The following is a 16,051-nucleotide window of genomic DNA, read 5'->3' on the forward strand; positions in this document are numbered from 1 at the left end:
CCCGAACAAGTGGGGCAATGACGGTGGGGAGATTTCAGCGGCCTCGTGACGCCGTGTCAGGACTGGTCAGGAGAGGACCCCATGGGCGATCAAGGCATCCTGCTTTTTCCTCAGTCTCTGGTGCGGGACGGCCCCTGACCGATCCGGGCTTTGCCCGAGCCACCTCTCCCCGGAAGGGAGAGGAATAAGAGGGGGCTCTATGTTGCTGGCGTGAGTTAGACCCTTCCTCCCTACTCCTGTGCTCGATAAAACGGGCCTGGAGGAGACTACTATGGCTATCGAGAACGCACGGACATTCCCCGAATTCCTGATCCGCGAGCAGGTGGAGGCCCGATTGACGGAGGCCGGGGCCAGTGAGGCCTCGCGGACTGCCGCCATAAGGGCGATGATCCATGCTTCGCTGGTTGGGGTAGATAGTCACGGGGTAAGGCTGACGGAGCATTATTGCCGCATGCTCGGGGGTGGGCGGCTGAACAAGACGCCGCAATTGGGTGTGGAAAAGCGTGGAGCAGGCAGCGCCATGGTCGATGGCGATCATGGGCTTGGCCATTACGCGGCTTATCGAGCGGTGGACGTGGGGATCGAACTGGCGCAGGAGGCGGGTGTCGGGGCGGTCGGCATCAAGCATTCCTCGCATCTGGGAGCGGCGGGAGCTTATGCCTTGGCCGGCGCGGAAAAGGGCTTTGTGACCTTTGCCACTACCAACACCGATTCCATGGTTGCGCTGTTCGACGGGGCACAGAAATTTCACGGCACCAATCCGCTTGCCTTTGCAGCGCCTGTACCAGAAGGGCGGCCGTGGCTGCTCGATATGGCGACTTCCTCCATTCCGCTCAACCGGGTGCTGCTGCACCGCTCGCTCGATCTACCATTGCCCCAGGGTGTGGCGGCGACGGCGGATGGGGTGCCGACCTCGGATCCGCACGAGGCCGATATGCTGTTGCCGCTCGGCGGGGTGGACTATGGCTATAAGGGCGCGGCACTGGCAGGGGTCGCAACGCTGTTTTCCGCACTGTTGACCGGCACCACGCTCGATCCCGATTTCATACCGATGTATGGCGGCGGCGACATTTCGACACCACGCAATATGGGGCATTTCGTTCTGGTCATCGATCCGGACAAGTTTGCCGGGCGGGAAATGTTTCTTCAGGCCATCGGGCGCTATCTTGAGAGCCTACGCGGGTCGCGGGTGCGCGAAGGCGGGAGCGTCATGGCGCCGGGGGATCGGGAATGGGCGGTGATGGAGACGCGCCAGACCGAGGGAATCCCGCTCGATCCGGATACGGTGCGGTTTTTGGGACTTTGACGGCTGCAACCAGAAGTTCCTCATCCCCAGGTGCGGAGCGCCACACCGCACCAAGAGGTCTCCCGGGCATCAGGGCGCTGGGCGTCAATCTTCCCGGTAGATATCGAAGGGGCCGATGGCCTGGGTGGTCGCCATGAGTTCGATCTTGTTGATGTTGACATGTTCGGGCAGGGAGGTGGCCCAGAAGATGCTTTCGGCGATGTCTTCAGCAGTCATGGCCTTGGTGCCGGAATAGGGGGCGGATGCCTTGCCTTCGTCGCCCTTGAAACGGACGAGCGAAAACTCGGTTTCGGTCAGGCCCGGCTCGATATTGGTGACGCGCACTTTTTTGCCCTGCAGGTCCGAGCGCAGGTTGAGCGCGAATTGCTTCACGAAGGCCTTGCTGGCGCCATAGACCGAGCCACCGGGATAGGCATATTCGCCGGCGACCGAGCCAAGGGTGACCACATGACCGCCGCCGCGAGCAATGAGGCCGGGCAGCAGCAGGCGTACGGTATAGACGAGGCCCGAGATGTTGGTATCGATCATGGTCTGCCAATCATCGAGGCTGGCTTCGGCGGCGGGCTGAAGACCAAGCGCGAGCCCGGCATTGGCCAAGACGATATTGACGGCATCGAAGGGGGCTGGCAGCGCGGCAATGGCTTTTTCGAGCCCAGCGCGGTCGCGCACGTCGAGTTCGATGATGTGGCAGTTGCCGGCACCAAGCTCAGCCTGCAGCTTTTCGAGGCGATCCTTGCGCCGGCCGGTAGCGATGACCTTAGCGCCCGCTGCCACATAGCGCCGTGCGGCTGCCTCGCCGAAGCCGGAGGTGGCGCCGGTGATGAAGACGACGAAGCGGCTGGGGTCGAGCAGCGAATACATGGCAGTTCCTGAACAACAGACGTGGTGAGGGCGCAAGGTGTACCGGACACCGCGCCGCGTCAACGGGCAGAGAAGCGCTGGGCATGGCGTTGCACATCGGTCACGTCCGGGAGGCCAAACTCGGCATTTTACCGATCTACGCTTGCCGTCATCATCTTCGGCGCCCTAAACTGAACACGATAAGAACGCCTTTTTGGCAGGCGGCGGGGAGGGGTTAACTCATTGTTTTCCTCCACGGGGTGACACTGCAGCAGCCGTATCTGGTTGATGCGTAACGGTCGGGAATTAGTCTTCTGCAAAGCGCGCGTTTGGTTTCGAGTATTGGCGCACTGGTGATTGCCATGGCTGGCACGGCCCTGGTGAGCCTTCCCGTGCATGCCTTTGAGCTCTTCGGCATGAAGTTTTTCGAGGACGATGCCGAAGACGAGGTCATCGTCGATCCGCAACGCTATTTCGTCACCTTTTCGACAAGCGAAGCGGGCGCGGTGGAAAATGCGGCGCGCAATGCGTCCTCGCTTCTTGCCGATGAGGCTGATCCGGCATCGGGTGCCGCAGGCCTCCTCGCCAAGGCGCGGGGCGATTATCGCCGCATCGTTGCCGCGCTCTATAATGAAGGGCGCTACGGGGCTGCGGTCAGTATCCGAATCGCCGGGGTCGAAGCTTCCACCCTGGCGCCGGACGTTCGCCTGCCCGACCCGGTGGATGTGACCATCGCAGTCACGGTTGGGCCGGAATTCACCTTCGGCAATGTTGCCATCGCCAACCAGGCGCCGCCCACGAGCGATCCGGACGATCAGGTGGATCTGCCGGTGCTGCGCGGCTATGGCGCGGGACAGGTGGCGCGATCCTCGGTGATCCTGGCTGCCGAGCAGCTGGCCGTACAGGCCTGGCAGCAGCAGGGACATGCCAAGGCGCAGGTGGTGGGGCGCGACGTCATCGCCAACCACGCCTCGCGCACTGTGGATGTGACCATCGCCGTCGACCCCGGCGCCCGGGCGGCCTTCGGGCCAGTGACGGTGACCGGTGCGGCCGCGATGAACCCGGAATTCGTTGCACAGCAGACGGGACTCGTGGTCGGGGAGGAATATGATCCCGACGACATCGAACGGGCGCAAAAGCGGCTCGACCGACTGGAAGTGTTCCGCTCGGCACGGTTCGAAGCGGCGCAGGATATCGGGGCGGATGGGCTTTTACCCTACAATTTGATCGTCGAGGAATTGCCGGGGCGCCGGTTTGGCGTGGGTGCATCCTATTCAACCGTCGATGGACTGGGTCTCGAGGGTTTCCACCTCTGGCGCAATCTTTTCGGACAGGCGGAGCGCCTGAGGCTCGATGCGCGCATCGCCAGCATCGCCTATCCGCTCGATACCGAACAGTTCGACTACTTCTTTGGCGGCACTTTCACCAAGCCAGGATTTTTGACGCCGGACACGGATCTGGTTGCAACCATCTCGGCCGAGCGCACGCTTTATCCGCGCTATACCGAAACTTCGGCGGAAGCGCGGCTGGGTCTGACGCATTATTTTTCGGACGAACTGACCGTGAGCGGCGGGGTGAGTTATGAGCGCGCCCGGTTCGACGATGCGTTCGGAACGCGCGACTTTTCGACCGTAGGGCTTTTTGCCGGCGCAACGTATGACGGTCGCGACAGCACGGTCGATGCCACCGAGGGCTTTTATCTCGCGGGGATGGTCGAGCCCTATTACGATTTCGGCTTCGACAACACCGGCGCGCGGCTGACGGCGGAGGCGCGGACCTATTTCGGCTTTGGCGATGACGACATGTTCGTGCTCGCCGGCAGGGTCAAGGCCGGGGCGCTTCTCGGGCCAGACCTGAGCGAGATCTCGCCCGACAAGCTGTTCTTTGCCGGTGGCGGCGGCTCGGTGCGCGGCTATGCATTCAAATCCATCGGGGTCGAGAATGCCGAAGGGCAGGTGACGGGCGGGCGCTATCTGCTGGAAGCCTCGCTCGAAGCGCGGGCCAAGGTGACGCAGGATATCGGCGTGGTCGGTTTCCTCGATGGCGGCTATGTGGCGGCGGATACGTTCCCCGGGCTCGAGGACCTGCGCCTCGGAGCCGGCGTGGGCGTGCGCTACTATACCGGGTTCGGGCCGCTGCGCCTCGATGTTGCAGTGCCGCTCAACAAGCGCGATGGCGATCCCGATTATGCCATCTATGCCGGTATCGGACAGGCATTCTGATGGCTACTCTTTCCCCTCGATATCGCCGCCTTGGCTTTGCGGCGCTTCTCCTCGTCCCCGCGATCGTGGTGCCGCATGCGGTGCCGGCACAGGATGTCATGTCCCTGCCCGACGAGGAGCAGAAGAGCTGGCTGACCAATTTCGTCCAGGACCGGCTTTCGACGCCGGAGCGGCAGATCAGCCTATCGAATATCGACGGCATTCTCGGCTCGAACGTCTCGATCCGCGAAATCACGATTTCGGACCAGGAGGGTGTATGGCTGCGGGTCAACAATGCCAGCCTCAACTGGAACCAGGCAGCGCTGTTTCTGGGGCGGCTCGAAGTGCGCTCGCTGAGCGCGGATTCCATCGAATACATCCGCAATGCCATTCCCGCCGAAGGGGTGGATCTGCCGCCGCCTGAGGCTGGCAGTTTCCAGGTTCCCGAATTCCCCGTGGCGATCGATCTTGGCGCGCTTTCGGTGCCGCGGGTCAGCTTTGGCGAAGGTGTCTTCGGCCTAGGCTCGGAGATTTCGCTTGAGGGTGCGTTGCGACTCGAAGGGGGCAATCTCGACACCACGCTCGATATCGTGCGTCTCGATGGGCCGGGGGGAACGCTTGATCTAGACTTGTCCTATGCTCAGGAAAGCAACGAGATCGACCTGGGGCTGACGCTGAACGAGCCGGAAAACGGCGTTCTTGCCAATCTGCTCAACATCGAAGGCCGCCCGGCGGTGCAGCTGACGCTGGCCGGGCAGGGGCCGGTGGCCGAGCTGTCGCTGCTGGCCAACGAGCAGACGGCGCTGGCGGGCACTGCCACAATTGCGCAAAACGGGGACGGTTTCACCATCGATGCCGATCTTGGCGGTCCGCTTTCGACACTGGTGGCAGAAACCTATCGGCCGTTTTTCGGTGCCGACACCCGCCTTTCGCTCAATGCCCTGGTGCGCAGCGCAGGTGGATTTGAACTCAACGACCTGACAGTGAGCGGGGGGCAGCTGGCGCTCAATGCCAGCGCTGCGACGACGCCGGACAATTTCCTTTCCCGGCTTGATCTCACCGCCTCGATCGCCGATCCGGCAGGGGGCGCCGTGACGCTGCCGGCGGGTGGCAATCCGCAGATCCAGGCCGCGCAGCTGACGATCGATTTTGGCGCCGATGGATCGGAAGACTGGCGCGCAGATCTGGGGATCGACGGGCTGCAAACGGGCGATTTTGCTGCCGAGCGCGTGGCGCTGGCGATCAACGGGGTTGCGAGTAATCTCTCGGATCCTGCAACGCGCATGGTCACCTTCAACGGCGATGGCCAGATTTCCGGGATTTCGGCCGACGAGGCGGTGGAAGCGGCGCTTGGCGATTCTGTTGGGCTGGGCCTTGCCGGTCTCTGGAATGCCGGCCAGCCGGTCGAGCTGGCGCAATTGCGCATCGTCGGCCAGGCGCTGACGGCGAGCTTGTCGGGTGTCATCGATGGCGCCGCATTCCGTGGCAGGATCGGGGTGGAAACGGGCAATATCGCGCCGTTTTCGGGTCTTGCCGGGCGAGAGCTGACGGGCGGGCTCTCGCTCGATGCCGAGGGCAGCGTGGAGTTTGTCGGGGGCGGGTTCGACCTCACATTCGCCGGCACCGGCCGCGACCTCACCATTGACGACGAGACAGCCGATGCGCTGCTTGCAGGGACCGTGGATCTTTCCGGACGGCTGGCACGCACCGAGGCGGGAATCGTCGCCGACGACTTCACCATCAGCAATCCGCAAGTGCAGTTCAGCGCTGACGGTGTCTATGGCACGGCGGTTGCCGATTTCGCGATGGCGCTCGATCTCTCCGATCTTGGCTTGCTGACGCCGCAAGCCTCGGGGGCTCTGGCGGTTCGCGGCACGGCCCGCTCGACGAGTGCAGAGGCGCCCGTCGAACTGGTGCTCGATGCATCTGTGCCCGTTGGCGTGCTTGCAGGACGCGACCTGCGCGAGGCACGGGTCGGGCTCGATCTCGATCTTTTCGAAGGTCGCCTGACGGGCGGGGTCGATGGCGAAGCCATGCTCGATGGGCACCGCGCTACGCTTGCTTCGCAGGTCATTGTCGACCAGGTGCAACAGGCGCTCAACGATCTCACGTTCGAAATCGCGGGAACCCGCATCTTCGGGTCGGTGGGCCGCGCGGCGGATACGGAATTGCTGACCGGCCGGCTCGATGTGGTCGCTCCCGATGTGGGGCTTGCCGCCGCGCTGCTGCTGACCGAAGCTTCTGGCGGCGTTAATGCCGCCCTCGAGCTGCTGACGGAAAACGGCACCCAGCGCGTGGGGCTGACCGCCGATGTCTCGTCGCTGCGGATCAACGACATTTCGGTGGGCCAGGCTGCAGTTCGTGCCACGATTGCGGATCTCTTCGGGGTGCCCGCCATCAACGGAACGGTCGAGGGAAGCGATATCGCTGCTGGCGGTACGCGGGTCGATACGCTTTCGGCCCGCGCCAGCCAGAGCGGGGATACAACCAGTTTTGACGCGCAGGCAGCGCTCAACACCGGCACCAATATCGATCTTGCCGGTGCGCTGGCGCCGGTCGAAGGCGGCTATCGCCTGTCGCTCGAACGCGCCAACCTGGCGCAGGGCAGCATTGCCGCGCGGCTGGCCAATCCGGCAACCCTGCTGGTGCAGGGGGAGACCGTGCGCCTCGATGCGCTGCGTTTTCAGGTCGGCTCGGGCAGCATCAGCGCCTCGGGCACGGCGGGCTCTGCGCTTGATCTGACGGTGGATATTGCGGCGCTGCCGCTTTCGATCGCCAATACGATCGTGCCGAGCCTCGGTTTGGCCGGAACGCTCGATGGGCGCGCGGTGATCAGCGGATCGGCCTCCGATCCGCAGGTGCGCTTCGATGCGCGCGCAGCCGGGGTCAACGCCGCCGCGATCCAGCCCTATGGCATAGCACCGCTGACCGCTGCCGCTTCTGGCAGTTTCGCCGGTGGCACCGTGTCGCTCGATACGCTTTCCGCTAGTGGTTCAGGCGGGTTGCAGGTCACGGGGTCCGGGCGCATTCCGCTGGCGGGCAATGGCCTTTCGGTGCAGTTGAGTGGATCGGCGCCGCTGGCGCTCGCCAATCAATTTGTTGCCGATCGCGGCGGGCAGCTTTCGGGCACGGCCAATTTCAACGCCGAACTTTCCGGCAGCCTCGATGCGCCGCAATATGGCGGGTCTGTTTCGGTGGCGGGCGCAGGCTATGTCGATCCCGAACTCAACCTGCGCCTTGCCAATATCAATGGCCGCGCCAGCCTTGCCGGCACATCGACGCGGATCGAGAGCCTGTCGGCCGATCTTGCCTCGGGCGGCAGCGTGGCGGCGTCAGGGACCGTCGGACTTTCGGGGCAGTTCCCCGCAGATCTCAGCGTCCGCATCAATTCGGCGCGCTATAGCGACGGCGAAGTCTTCGCCGCGACGGTGTCGGGCGGGTTGACGCTGACCGGAAATCTCCTGGGCACGCCGCTTCTGTCCGGTGCGCTCGAGGTCGAAAACGCCAATATCACTGTGCCGGAAGGGTTTGGCGGGGGCGCGCCGCTGATCGATGTGCGGCATGTCAACGCTCCGCCCCAGGTGGCGCAGACGTTGCAGCGCGCCCGCATCGATGCCAGCGGCGCGCCCGTGCCCCAGACGCGTTCGGCTGGTCTCTTGCTCGATGTGACGGTTAATGCACCCAACCAGATCTTCATTCGCGGGCGCGGGCTTGACGCGGAAGTGGGTGGATCGGTGCGCCTTGCCGGGCCGCTCAACAATATTCAGCCGGTGGGGGCGTTCTCGCTCAACCGTGGGCGGCTGACCGTTCTGGGCCAGAGGCTCGACTTCGAGACCGGCACGGTGACGCTGGTCGGCGATCTCGATCCGCAGCTGTTTTTCGTTGCGCGAACCGAGGGCGATGGCATCACCGTGTTCGTGACGATTGCGGGCCGTGTCTCGGCGCCGGATGTGACGTTCAGCTCCAATCCCAACCTGCCGCAGGACGAGGTTTTGAGCCGTCTGATCTTTGGGCGTTCCATGGGCGAGCTTTCGCCCCTGCAGCTGGCGCAGCTTGCCGCGGCAGCGGCCGAGCTCGTGGGCGGTGGCGGCGGCGGGGGTCTCGTCGATGGCCTGCGCGGGGCGGCCGGGCTTGCCGATCTCGATGTCGTTACCGATGCCGAGGGCAATGTCGGGGTGCAGGCAGGCACCTATCTGCAGGACAATGTCTATCTGGGCGTCACGGCGGGCGCGAATGGGCAATCGAGCGTTTCGATCAATCTCGATGTGACCGACGATCTTGTGGTCCGCGGCAGCGCCGGACAGGATGGTAACACCAGCCTCGGCGTGTTCTTCGAACAGGACTATTGAGGGTAGGGCCTGCTCTGCCCCCCGGTCGGGCCGGAGGGCAGCCTGGGTACGCGCTTAGCGCAGGGCGTCGATCACCAGCGCCTTGAGGCCGATGTCCGGGCCGGGTGTGAACACCAGGTCTTCACGGCCGAAATAGCTCTTCTGGTTGGTGGCTGACCAATCATTGGTGACGAGGCGATAAGTGTCCTTTGCCGCCATGTCCGTGGGCGCGGCATAAAGGAAGTCGCCCGTGCGCTGGTCGAGGTTCTGAGCCTCGTCCTGATTGACGCGGCTCATGATCTCATCGAGCGTTGCCCTGTCGACTTCGGCGATCATGAGCTTGCCATCGAAGCGCACAACGGAGTCGAAGGCGTATTTGCTGACCTCTCCCTGCGGCAGGCCGTTGCCGAGAGTGGTATGGCCGATAAAGCCGATATCGCCGCCCCCGGCAGCTGCCATGCTTTGCGCAACGAAGCGTCCGGTCTCGCCAAGGGTCATCGCGGCGGGACTGGCGCCGATAGTGGTCAGTTCTTCAGCGGTGAGATGGGCCTCGAGGGTTTGCGCGATCAGCGCGGCAAGCATCTCGTCGGTTGCGGCGTCTGGAGCAAGGCGCACCTGTTCAACGCTCATGGTGCGGTCGGCCGCCACGGTGACAAGCGTATAGGTGGCGCTCCAGGAGCCGGTGTGGACGTAGCGCGTCCGGCCTTCGTCATGGGTGAAGGTGAGGTGGTCGTGCCCACCGACCAGCAGCGTGCCGTCGGTAAGGAGCGGCAGGATGGCGCGATCGGCCACGATGCCGGCATGGCTGAGGACTATAGGCATGGCCTCGCCTTCAAGTAGACCGGCGAGGTTTTCCTCCGACCATTGGGCTGGCGCTGGAATGGCGAGCGCCTCGCGCGTGTCGGCGGGATAGGTGTTGATCTTGTCGGTTGCGATGCCGACGATCCGCACCGGCAGATCGCCAAGGCTCAAGTCGGCAGCAGCGGGCGCATAGAGCGTGTTGCTGCGCGTGTCGGTGATGTTGCTGACAACGGTGATGCCGATCTCGCCGGCGCGCGCCACGAAGTTGGCAAGGTCGGTGTCGAGGTCGGGCTCATGATTGCCGATATTGATGACGGTGGGGGCGAGGGCTGCGAGCGCTTCAAGAAACGCCCAATCGATCACGCCGCCTGAGCGAACAGCGACCACATTGCCGAGCTCGAACACATCGCCATTGATGAGAATGAGATGCGGCGCAGGGTTGTCCGCGATTTCGCCCTGAAGCGCGGCCAGGAGCTGAGCCGTGCGCTCATAGGCCGAGTGCAGATCCGACAGGACGATGACGCGGCCGGCAACATCCTGCGCCATGGCCGGGGCGACCGAAGCAAAAAACGGAAGGGCGGCGGCGGTGCCGAGCAGTTGCAGAGCGAGGCGGCGGGTGATGTTTATCGTCATGCAGAGATTCCCAAGAGAGTGCCAGGAGGGGCGGCGGATAACTGCATGGCCGTCACGACAGCCATGTGACGGGAGGGCGGGCGCTTGCAAAGGCCGACGGTCCCCGCGCGGGCGGGGACCGGGCTCGGCGCTATTGCGCAGCGCCGCCGGTTTTGGCGGCCTTGGCCTCGTCCCACCACCAGATGGTGGGAAAGCCATTCGAGAATTCGGGCAGGGTTTCGGGTCGGCTGAAGCGATCCCACCGTGCAGTGCGCGAATATTGGAGCACGTAGCCGGGCACGACGAAATGATGGGACAGCAGAACGCGATCGAGCGCTTCGGTGATAGCGAGCTGGGTGTCGCGATCGCTGGCGGCTACGAGCTGATCGATCAGGGCATCGATGCCGGGATCGGCGATGCCGGCATAGTTGCGGGAGCCCTGTTCGTTCACGCTCGAGGATCCAAAGAAATAGCGCTGCTCATTGCCCGGTGAGAAGGACTGGGGCCAGCTTGTGTAGATCATGTCATAGTCGAAGCTGCGCAGGCGGTTGATATATTGCGGAGTGTCCACGATCCGGATCTGCACATCGATGCCGATCTGGCCGAGGTTGCGCTGGAGGTTGGCCGCGATGGCTTCCAGAGTCGGCTGGTGCATGAGGATTTCGAAGCTGAGCTGGCGGCCGGTGCTGTCGACAAGCTGGGTGCCGTTGAGCGTGTAGCCGGCCTCGGTGAGGAGTCCGAGGGCAGTGCGCAGGTTTTCCCTAAGCTTTGTGGGATCGCCGCTCACGGGATTGGGCTTTGGGGCGTCGAAGGCTTCGGCGGGCACGAGATCGCGCACGCTCTCGAGAATGTCGAGCACCTGTCCCTCCGGCGCGCCCTTGGCGGCGAAGGGCAGGCCGAAGAAGTAGGAATCAACGCGCGCATATTGATTGTAGAAGATGGTGTTGTTCAGTTCTTCAAAATCGAAGGCGTAGTTGAGCGCTTCGCGCACCCGCTGATCGGCGAATTTTTCGCGGCGCAGATTGGGGATGAAGCCCACCATTTCGCCGCGGCCATTGTAGTCCTGGGGAAACTCTTCCTTGATCACCCGGCCATCGGCAACGGCGGGAAACTCGAAGCCGGTTGCCCAGCGGCGCGCCGTGTATTCGCTCCACCAGTCGAACTGGTCGCCCTTGAACGCCTCAAACCAGACCGCTTCATCGAGAAAACTCTCGTAGCGGATTTCGTTGAAATTGTTGGTGCCGATCTGGGTCGGATGATCCTTGCCCCAATAATCCTCAACCAGCCTGTAGGTGAGGGTACGGCCCGCTTCCAAGCCGGTCAGGGCATAGGGGCCGGAGCCGAGCGGAGGCTCGAGCGTTGATTGAGCGATGTTGCGCTGGCGGCCCTGGGCGTCGGTGCCTTCCCACCAGTGCTGGGGCAAGACCATCAGCTGACTCAAAATGTGGGGCAGTTCGCGATTGCCGGTCATGTCGAAGGTGAAAGTGACCTCGCCGGGCGCTGTGACTTCGGCGCTTGTGACGTTGGCATAGTATTGGGTGTAGGTGGGGCTGAGTTCGATGACCTTTTCGAAGGACCAGACGACATCTTCGGCGGTGACGGGTTCGCCATCGTGCCAACGGGCATCAGCGTCCATGCGGAAGGTCACCGAGCCATAATCGTCGGCCACCTTCATGGCTTCGGCCAGGAGCCCATAGGAGGTGTTCACCTCATCGAGCGAGGAGGTCATCAGCGTCTCGAACACGAGGCCGAGCCCACTGGCGACTTCGCCCTTGGGAAGGATGGGGTTGAAGGTATCGAAGCCGCCGCGCGTGCCGAGGCGCACCGTACCGCCCTTGGGTGCATCGGGGTTCACATAGTCGAAATGGGTGAAACCTTCAGCGTATTTGGGGGCATCGGTGAGGCTGTCGGCATTGACCCACACTCCCGTGGGTGTCTGCGCGGCAATGGGCGCGCAGAAAGCCAGGGCCGCAAGGCCAGCGAGCAGGGTTTTCGAGAGCATCATGGTCGGGCTCCGCTTGAGACAGGGTGTAAGATTAGCCACTTTGAGGGTCCTGTGACAGACCGTCGGGGGCAGTTTCGATATCGAAGGCAGCGGCCATGAGCTGGCGCGTATAGGAATCGTTCGGACGGGCAAAGATGGCTGCGGCAGCGCCTTTTTCCACGATCCGGCCATGACGCATGACGATCAGCGAATGGGCGAGCGCTTTGACGACGCGCAGGTCATGGCTGATGAAAAGATAGGTAAGGTCGCGCCGGCGCTGTACATCGCGCAAGAGATCGATCACCTGAGCCTGGATCGAGATATCGAGGGCCGAGGTCGGCTCGTCGAGCACCAGAAAATCGGGTTCGAGCACCAGGGCGCGGGCGATGGCGATGCGCTGGCGCTGACCGCCGGAAAATTCGTGTGGATAGCGAGCGGCAAGATCGGGATCAAGGCCAACCTCGCGCAGTGCGGCTTCGACCTTGCTTTGCCGCTCGGGAGCCTTGAGGGACGGCGTGTGGACGCGCAGGCCTTCTTCGACAATCTCGGCCACGGACATACGCGGGCTGAGCGAACCATAGGGATCCTGAAAGACAATCTGCATGTGCCGGCGCAGGGGACGGAGGGCGCGGGCAGAACGGCCCTCGATATTTTCGCCCAGCACCACGATGCGGCCGCGCGAGGGGAGGAGGCGGAGAAGCGCGTAGCCCAAGGTTGATTTGCCGGATCCGCTTTCTCCGACGACACCCAAGGTTTCGCCCTTTCGGATGGCCAGGTCGATGCCGTCGACGGCCTTGATGTGTCCAACCGTCCTTCGCATCAGGCCGCGCTTGATGGGAAACCAGACCCTGAGGTCCTGGGCCTCGACGAGCACGGGGGCGTCCCGGTGAGGCAGGTTGGGTGCGCCGCGCGGGGCGGCGGCCAGCAGCTTCCTGGTATAGGCGTGCTGGGGATTGGCGAAGATGGGCTCGACCGGCCCGGTTTCAACGATGCGGCCGTCGGTCATCACAGCCACCCGGTCGGCGATCTTGCGTACGATGGTAAGATCATGGGTGATGAACAGCATGGCCATGCCGTGCTGGCGCTGGAGGCGCTTGAGTAGCGTCAGGATCTGCGCCTGAACGGTGACGTCGAGGGCGGTTGTGGGTTCGTCCGCGATCAGCAGTTTCGGCTCGTTGGCGAGGGCCATGGCGATCATGACGCGCTGGCGCTGGCCGCCGGACAATTGGTGCGGATAGTCGTCGATGCGGGTTTGCGGCTCGGTTATGCCGACCTCAGCGAGCAGTTCGAGCGTGCGGGCGCGGGCGGCGGCCTTGCGCATTCCCTGGTGCTGGGCGAGCACTTCGCCGATCTGCTTGCCCACGGTGTGCACCGGATTGAGCGAACTCATCGGCTCCTGGAAGATCATGCCCACCTGGTTGCCGCGCACCGCGCGCAGGTGTTCGGGGCTCGCTGTCGCAAGGTTCTCGGCGCCGAGCGCTATGGCGCCGGCAATGGTGGCGCTCTCGGGCAGAAGACGCAGAACCGAAAGCGCGGTGACCGACTTGCCGGAGCCGCTCTCGCCCACAAGCGCCAGTGTTTCGCCAGGAGCGATGTCGAAATCGATACCATTGACGGCCTCGAAGCGTCCGAAGCGGATGGTGAGATTGCAGACGGAGAGGAGGGGCTGGCTCATTTGAATGTCTTGCGCGGATCAAAGGCGTCGCGGACGGCTTCGCCGATGAAGACGAGAAGGGTCATCATCAGGGCGATGGTGAAAAAGCCGGTGAGGCCCAGCCAGGGTGCCTGAAGGTTGCGTTTGCCCTGGGCCAGGAGTTCGCCGAGGGAGGGCGAGCCGATGGGCAGGCCGAAGCCGAGGAAATCGAGAGCGGTCAGCGTTGTCACCGAACCCGAAAGAATGAAGGGCATGAAGGTGAGCGTTGCCACCATGGCATTGGGCAGCAGGTGCCGCCACATGATCACCGTGTTGGAAACGCCCAAAGCGCGGGCGGCGTTGACATATTCGAAATTGCGGGCCCGCAGGAACTCGGCGCGGACAATGCCCACCAGCGCCACCCAGGAGAAGAGAAGGAGAATGCCAAGAAGCACCCAGAAGCTGGGCGCAATGACGCTGGAAATGATCAGCAGCAGATAAAGCGAGGGAACGGAGGTCCAGATTTCGATCAGCCGCTGGGAAATCAGATCGATCCAGCCGCCGAAATAGCCCTGCACTGCGCCGGCGGCGACCCCGATGACGGAAGAGAAGAGGGTAAGAGTAAGGCCGAAGAGGATCGAGATGCGAAAGCCGTAGATGAGCCGCGCGAGGACATCGCGGCCGCGATCATCGGTGCCAAGCCAATGGTAGTTGCCGATGTGGCAATTGGGATCGGCGGTGCCGCCGGGATAGCGCGAGCAGAACTGGTCCCAGCTTAGCATCCAGCTCGGTGGATTGGTGCCGGAGGTGGGCAGATAGCCATCCACCGTCGCATGATTGAAGCGGACCGGTGGCCAGAGTGCCCAGCCATTGTTTTCGATCTCGTCGGCGATAAAGGGTTGGCGATAATCGGTGGTGGCGAGGAAGCCGCCGAACGTGGCCTCCGGATAGGTGACGAAGGCCGGAAACAGCAATTCGCCCTTGTAGGAGACAAGGATGGGCCGGTCATTGGTGATGAATTCGGCGCCCAGCGTGAGGATGAAAAGAGCAAGGAACAGCCAGAAGGCCCACCAGCCGCGGCGATTGGCCCGGAAGTTAGCGAGGCGGCGCCGGTTGAGCGGAGACAGTAAGCTCATGTCTGCCGGCTTTCGAAATCAAGACGCGGATCGACCCACATGTAAGCGAGATCGGAAATGAGCCCGATCAGAAGCCCGAGGATCGAGAAAATATAAAGGGTCGCAAAGACCACGGGATAATCACGCGTGCTAATGGCCTCAAAGCCGAGAAATCCAAGGCCGTCGAGGGAGAAGATGGTTTCAATCAAGAGCGAGCCGCCGAAAAAGGCACCGATAAAGGCGCCGGGAAAGCTCGCGATGATCAGCATCATCGCATTGCGGAAGACATGGCCGTAGAGCACGCGGCGCTCCGTCAGCCCCTTGGCGCGCGCCGTCACCACATATTGCTTTGAAATCTCGTCGAGAAACGAATTCTTGGTGAGAAGAGTTGCTGTGGCAAAGGCACCGAGGCCCATGGCGGTGATAGGCAGAACCAGATGCCAGATGTAATCGAGCACCCAGCGCCAGAACGGGAAACTGGCCGCGCCGGGCGAGTGCAGTCCGCGCAAGGGAAAGATCGACCAGAAGCTGCCGCCGGCAAAAAGCACGATCAGCGCGATGGCGACGAGAAAGCCCGGCACGGCATAGCCGACGATGATAACAGTCGACGTCCAGACATCGAAGCGCGAACCGTCCCGGCGCGCCTTGGCGATGCCGAGGGGGATGGACACGCCATAGGCGATCAATGTCATCCAAAGCCCCAGCGAGATGGAGACCGGCATCTTTTCGATTATGAGGTCGATCACCGATATGTCGCGGTAGTAACTCTGCCCGAAATCAAAGCGGACATAGTTCCAGATCATGGAAAGAAAGCGTTCGAGCGGGGGCTTGTCGAAGCCAAATTGCTTTTCGATGCGCTCGACGAGTTCAGGCGACAGACCCTGCCGGCCGCGATAAGTGCCGGCCTGGTCGTGCGGGCCAGCCTGGGAAAGGGTTTCCTGACCGCCGCCGGTCACACGTTCGGCCAAAGCCACATTTTGACCCGAGAGATTGGCGAGGGCCTGCTCGACCGGCCCGCCCGGCGCAAATTGCGTGATCAGAAAGGACACGGCCATGATGCCGAAAATCGTCGGGATCATCAGCAAGAGCCGGCGGATAATATAGGCGCCCATTGCGGCTGCTGATGCTCCCCACTCTGGCCTTTCCGCTGGCGCAAATCAGTTGCACACTCAGGGCCTTGAACAGCAATGCAGCATCTGCGGGGCGGTTTGGCAACCACGCATGAGTGCCC

General features: G+C 63.1%; 9 protein-coding genes. 3 read left to right on the top strand and 6 right to left on the bottom strand.

The genetic code is table 11. The features are described 5' to 3' along the window. Window positions 1-271: 271 nt before the first annotated feature. Window positions 272-1,306, top strand: a complete 1,035-nt coding sequence (locus BM364_RS03400; RefSeq protein WP_092420915.1) for an Ldh family oxidoreductase — start codon at window positions 272-274, stop codon at window positions 1,304-1,306. An 84-nt stretch (window positions 1,307-1,390) separates the two neighbouring features. Here the strand turns inward: BM364_RS03400 and BM364_RS03405 are convergent, their stop codons facing one another. Further along, on the bottom strand, window positions 1,391-2,167 hold the full coding sequence (locus BM364_RS03405; RefSeq protein WP_092420918.1) for an SDR family NAD(P)-dependent oxidoreductase: 777 nt from the start codon (window positions 2,165-2,167) through the stop codon (window positions 1,391-1,393). Between the two features lie 341 nt (window positions 2,168-2,508). Here BM364_RS03405 and BM364_RS03410 point away from each other — a divergent pair, with 341 nt between their 5' ends. Together BM364_RS03410 and BM364_RS03415 are read left to right on the top strand one after the other, a co-directional pair. Next, complete coding sequence (locus BM364_RS03410; protein ID WP_092420921.1) at window positions 2,509-4,368, top strand: autotransporter assembly complex protein TamA; 1,860 nt, start codon at window positions 2,509-2,511, stop codon at window positions 4,366-4,368. Continuing rightward, window positions 4,368-8,696, top strand: coding sequence for a translocation/assembly module TamB domain-containing protein (locus BM364_RS03415; RefSeq protein ID WP_092420924.1), 4,329 nt, complete (start codon window positions 4,368-4,370; stop codon window positions 8,694-8,696). The genes BM364_RS03410 and BM364_RS03415 overlap by 1 nt, the downstream gene beginning before the upstream one ends. Before the next feature lie 54 nt (window positions 8,697-8,750). On the opposite strand, the gene BM364_RS03420 is transcribed toward BM364_RS03415, so the two are convergent. From BM364_RS03420 to BM364_RS03440, 5 genes are all read right to left on the bottom strand, one after another. Next, a complete protein-coding gene (locus BM364_RS03420; protein WP_092420927.1) occupies window positions 8,751-10,109 on the bottom strand; it encodes a metallophosphoesterase in 1,359 nt (452 codons plus the stop codon). Window positions 10,110-10,239: 130 nt separating this feature from the next. Beyond that, window positions 10,240-12,090 carry an extracellular solute-binding protein gene (locus BM364_RS03425; protein ID WP_092423831.1) on the bottom strand — a complete coding sequence of 617 codons (1,851 nt, stop codon included), beginning with the start codon at window positions 12,088-12,090 and terminating at the stop codon, window positions 10,240-10,242. A 34-nt stretch (window positions 12,091-12,124) separates the two neighbouring features. Continuing rightward, complete coding sequence (locus BM364_RS03430) at window positions 12,125-13,747, bottom strand: ABC transporter ATP-binding protein (protein WP_092420930.1); 1,623 nt, start codon at window positions 13,745-13,747, stop codon at window positions 12,125-12,127. Beyond that, the gene (locus BM364_RS03435) at window positions 13,744-14,841 is read right to left on the bottom strand and encodes an ABC transporter permease (protein ID WP_092420933.1); all 1,098 of its coding nucleotides are present in this window, start codon (window positions 14,839-14,841) and stop codon (window positions 13,744-13,746) included. The genes BM364_RS03430 and BM364_RS03435 overlap by 4 nt, the downstream gene beginning before the upstream one ends. After that, window positions 14,838-15,932 carry a microcin C ABC transporter permease YejB gene (locus BM364_RS03440; RefSeq protein ID WP_092420937.1) on the bottom strand — a complete coding sequence of 365 codons (1,095 nt, stop codon included), beginning with the start codon at window positions 15,930-15,932 and terminating at the stop codon, window positions 14,838-14,840. Before BM364_RS03440 ends, BM364_RS03435 begins: the two co-directional genes overlap by 4 nt. Window positions 15,933-16,051 lie beyond the last annotated feature (119 nt).

The sequence above is a fragment of the Devosia crocina genome, from assembly GCF_900116545.1.
Taxonomy (GTDB): domain Bacteria; phylum Pseudomonadota; class Alphaproteobacteria; order Rhizobiales; family Devosiaceae; genus Devosia; species Devosia crocina.

What these genes read in the sequence shown, in the direction of transcription:
- BM364_RS03400 (WP_092420915.1), top strand. Translation starts at nt 272, where the DNA reads ATGGCTATCGAGAACGCACGGACATTCCCCGAATTCCTGATCCGCGAG.
- BM364_RS03405 (WP_092420918.1), bottom strand. Translation starts at nt 2,167, where the DNA reads ATGTATTCGCTGCTCGACCCCAGCCGCTTCGTCGTCTTCATCACCGGC.
- BM364_RS03410 (WP_092420921.1), top strand. Translation starts at nt 2,509, where the DNA reads ATGGCTGGCACGGCCCTGGTGAGCCTTCCCGTGCATGCCTTTGAGCTC.
- BM364_RS03415 (WP_092420924.1), top strand. Translation starts at nt 4,368, where the DNA reads ATGGCTACTCTTTCCCCTCGATATCGCCGCCTTGGCTTTGCGGCGCTT.
- BM364_RS03420 (WP_092420927.1), bottom strand. Translation starts at nt 10,109, where the DNA reads ATGACGATAAACATCACCCGCCGCCTCGCTCTGCAACTGCTCGGCACC.
- BM364_RS03425 (WP_092423831.1), bottom strand. Translation starts at nt 12,090, where the DNA reads ATGCTCTCGAAAACCCTGCTCGCTGGCCTTGCGGCCCTGGCTTTCTGC.
- BM364_RS03430 (WP_092420930.1), bottom strand. Translation starts at nt 13,747, where the DNA reads ATGAGCCAGCCCCTCCTCTCCGTCTGCAATCTCACCATCCGCTTCGGA.
- BM364_RS03435 (WP_092420933.1), bottom strand. Translation starts at nt 14,841, where the DNA reads ATGAGCTTACTGTCTCCGCTCAACCGGCGCCGCCTCGCTAACTTCCGG.
- BM364_RS03440 (WP_092420937.1), bottom strand. Translation starts at nt 15,932, where the DNA reads ATGGGCGCCTATATTATCCGCCGGCTCTTGCTGATGATCCCGACGATT.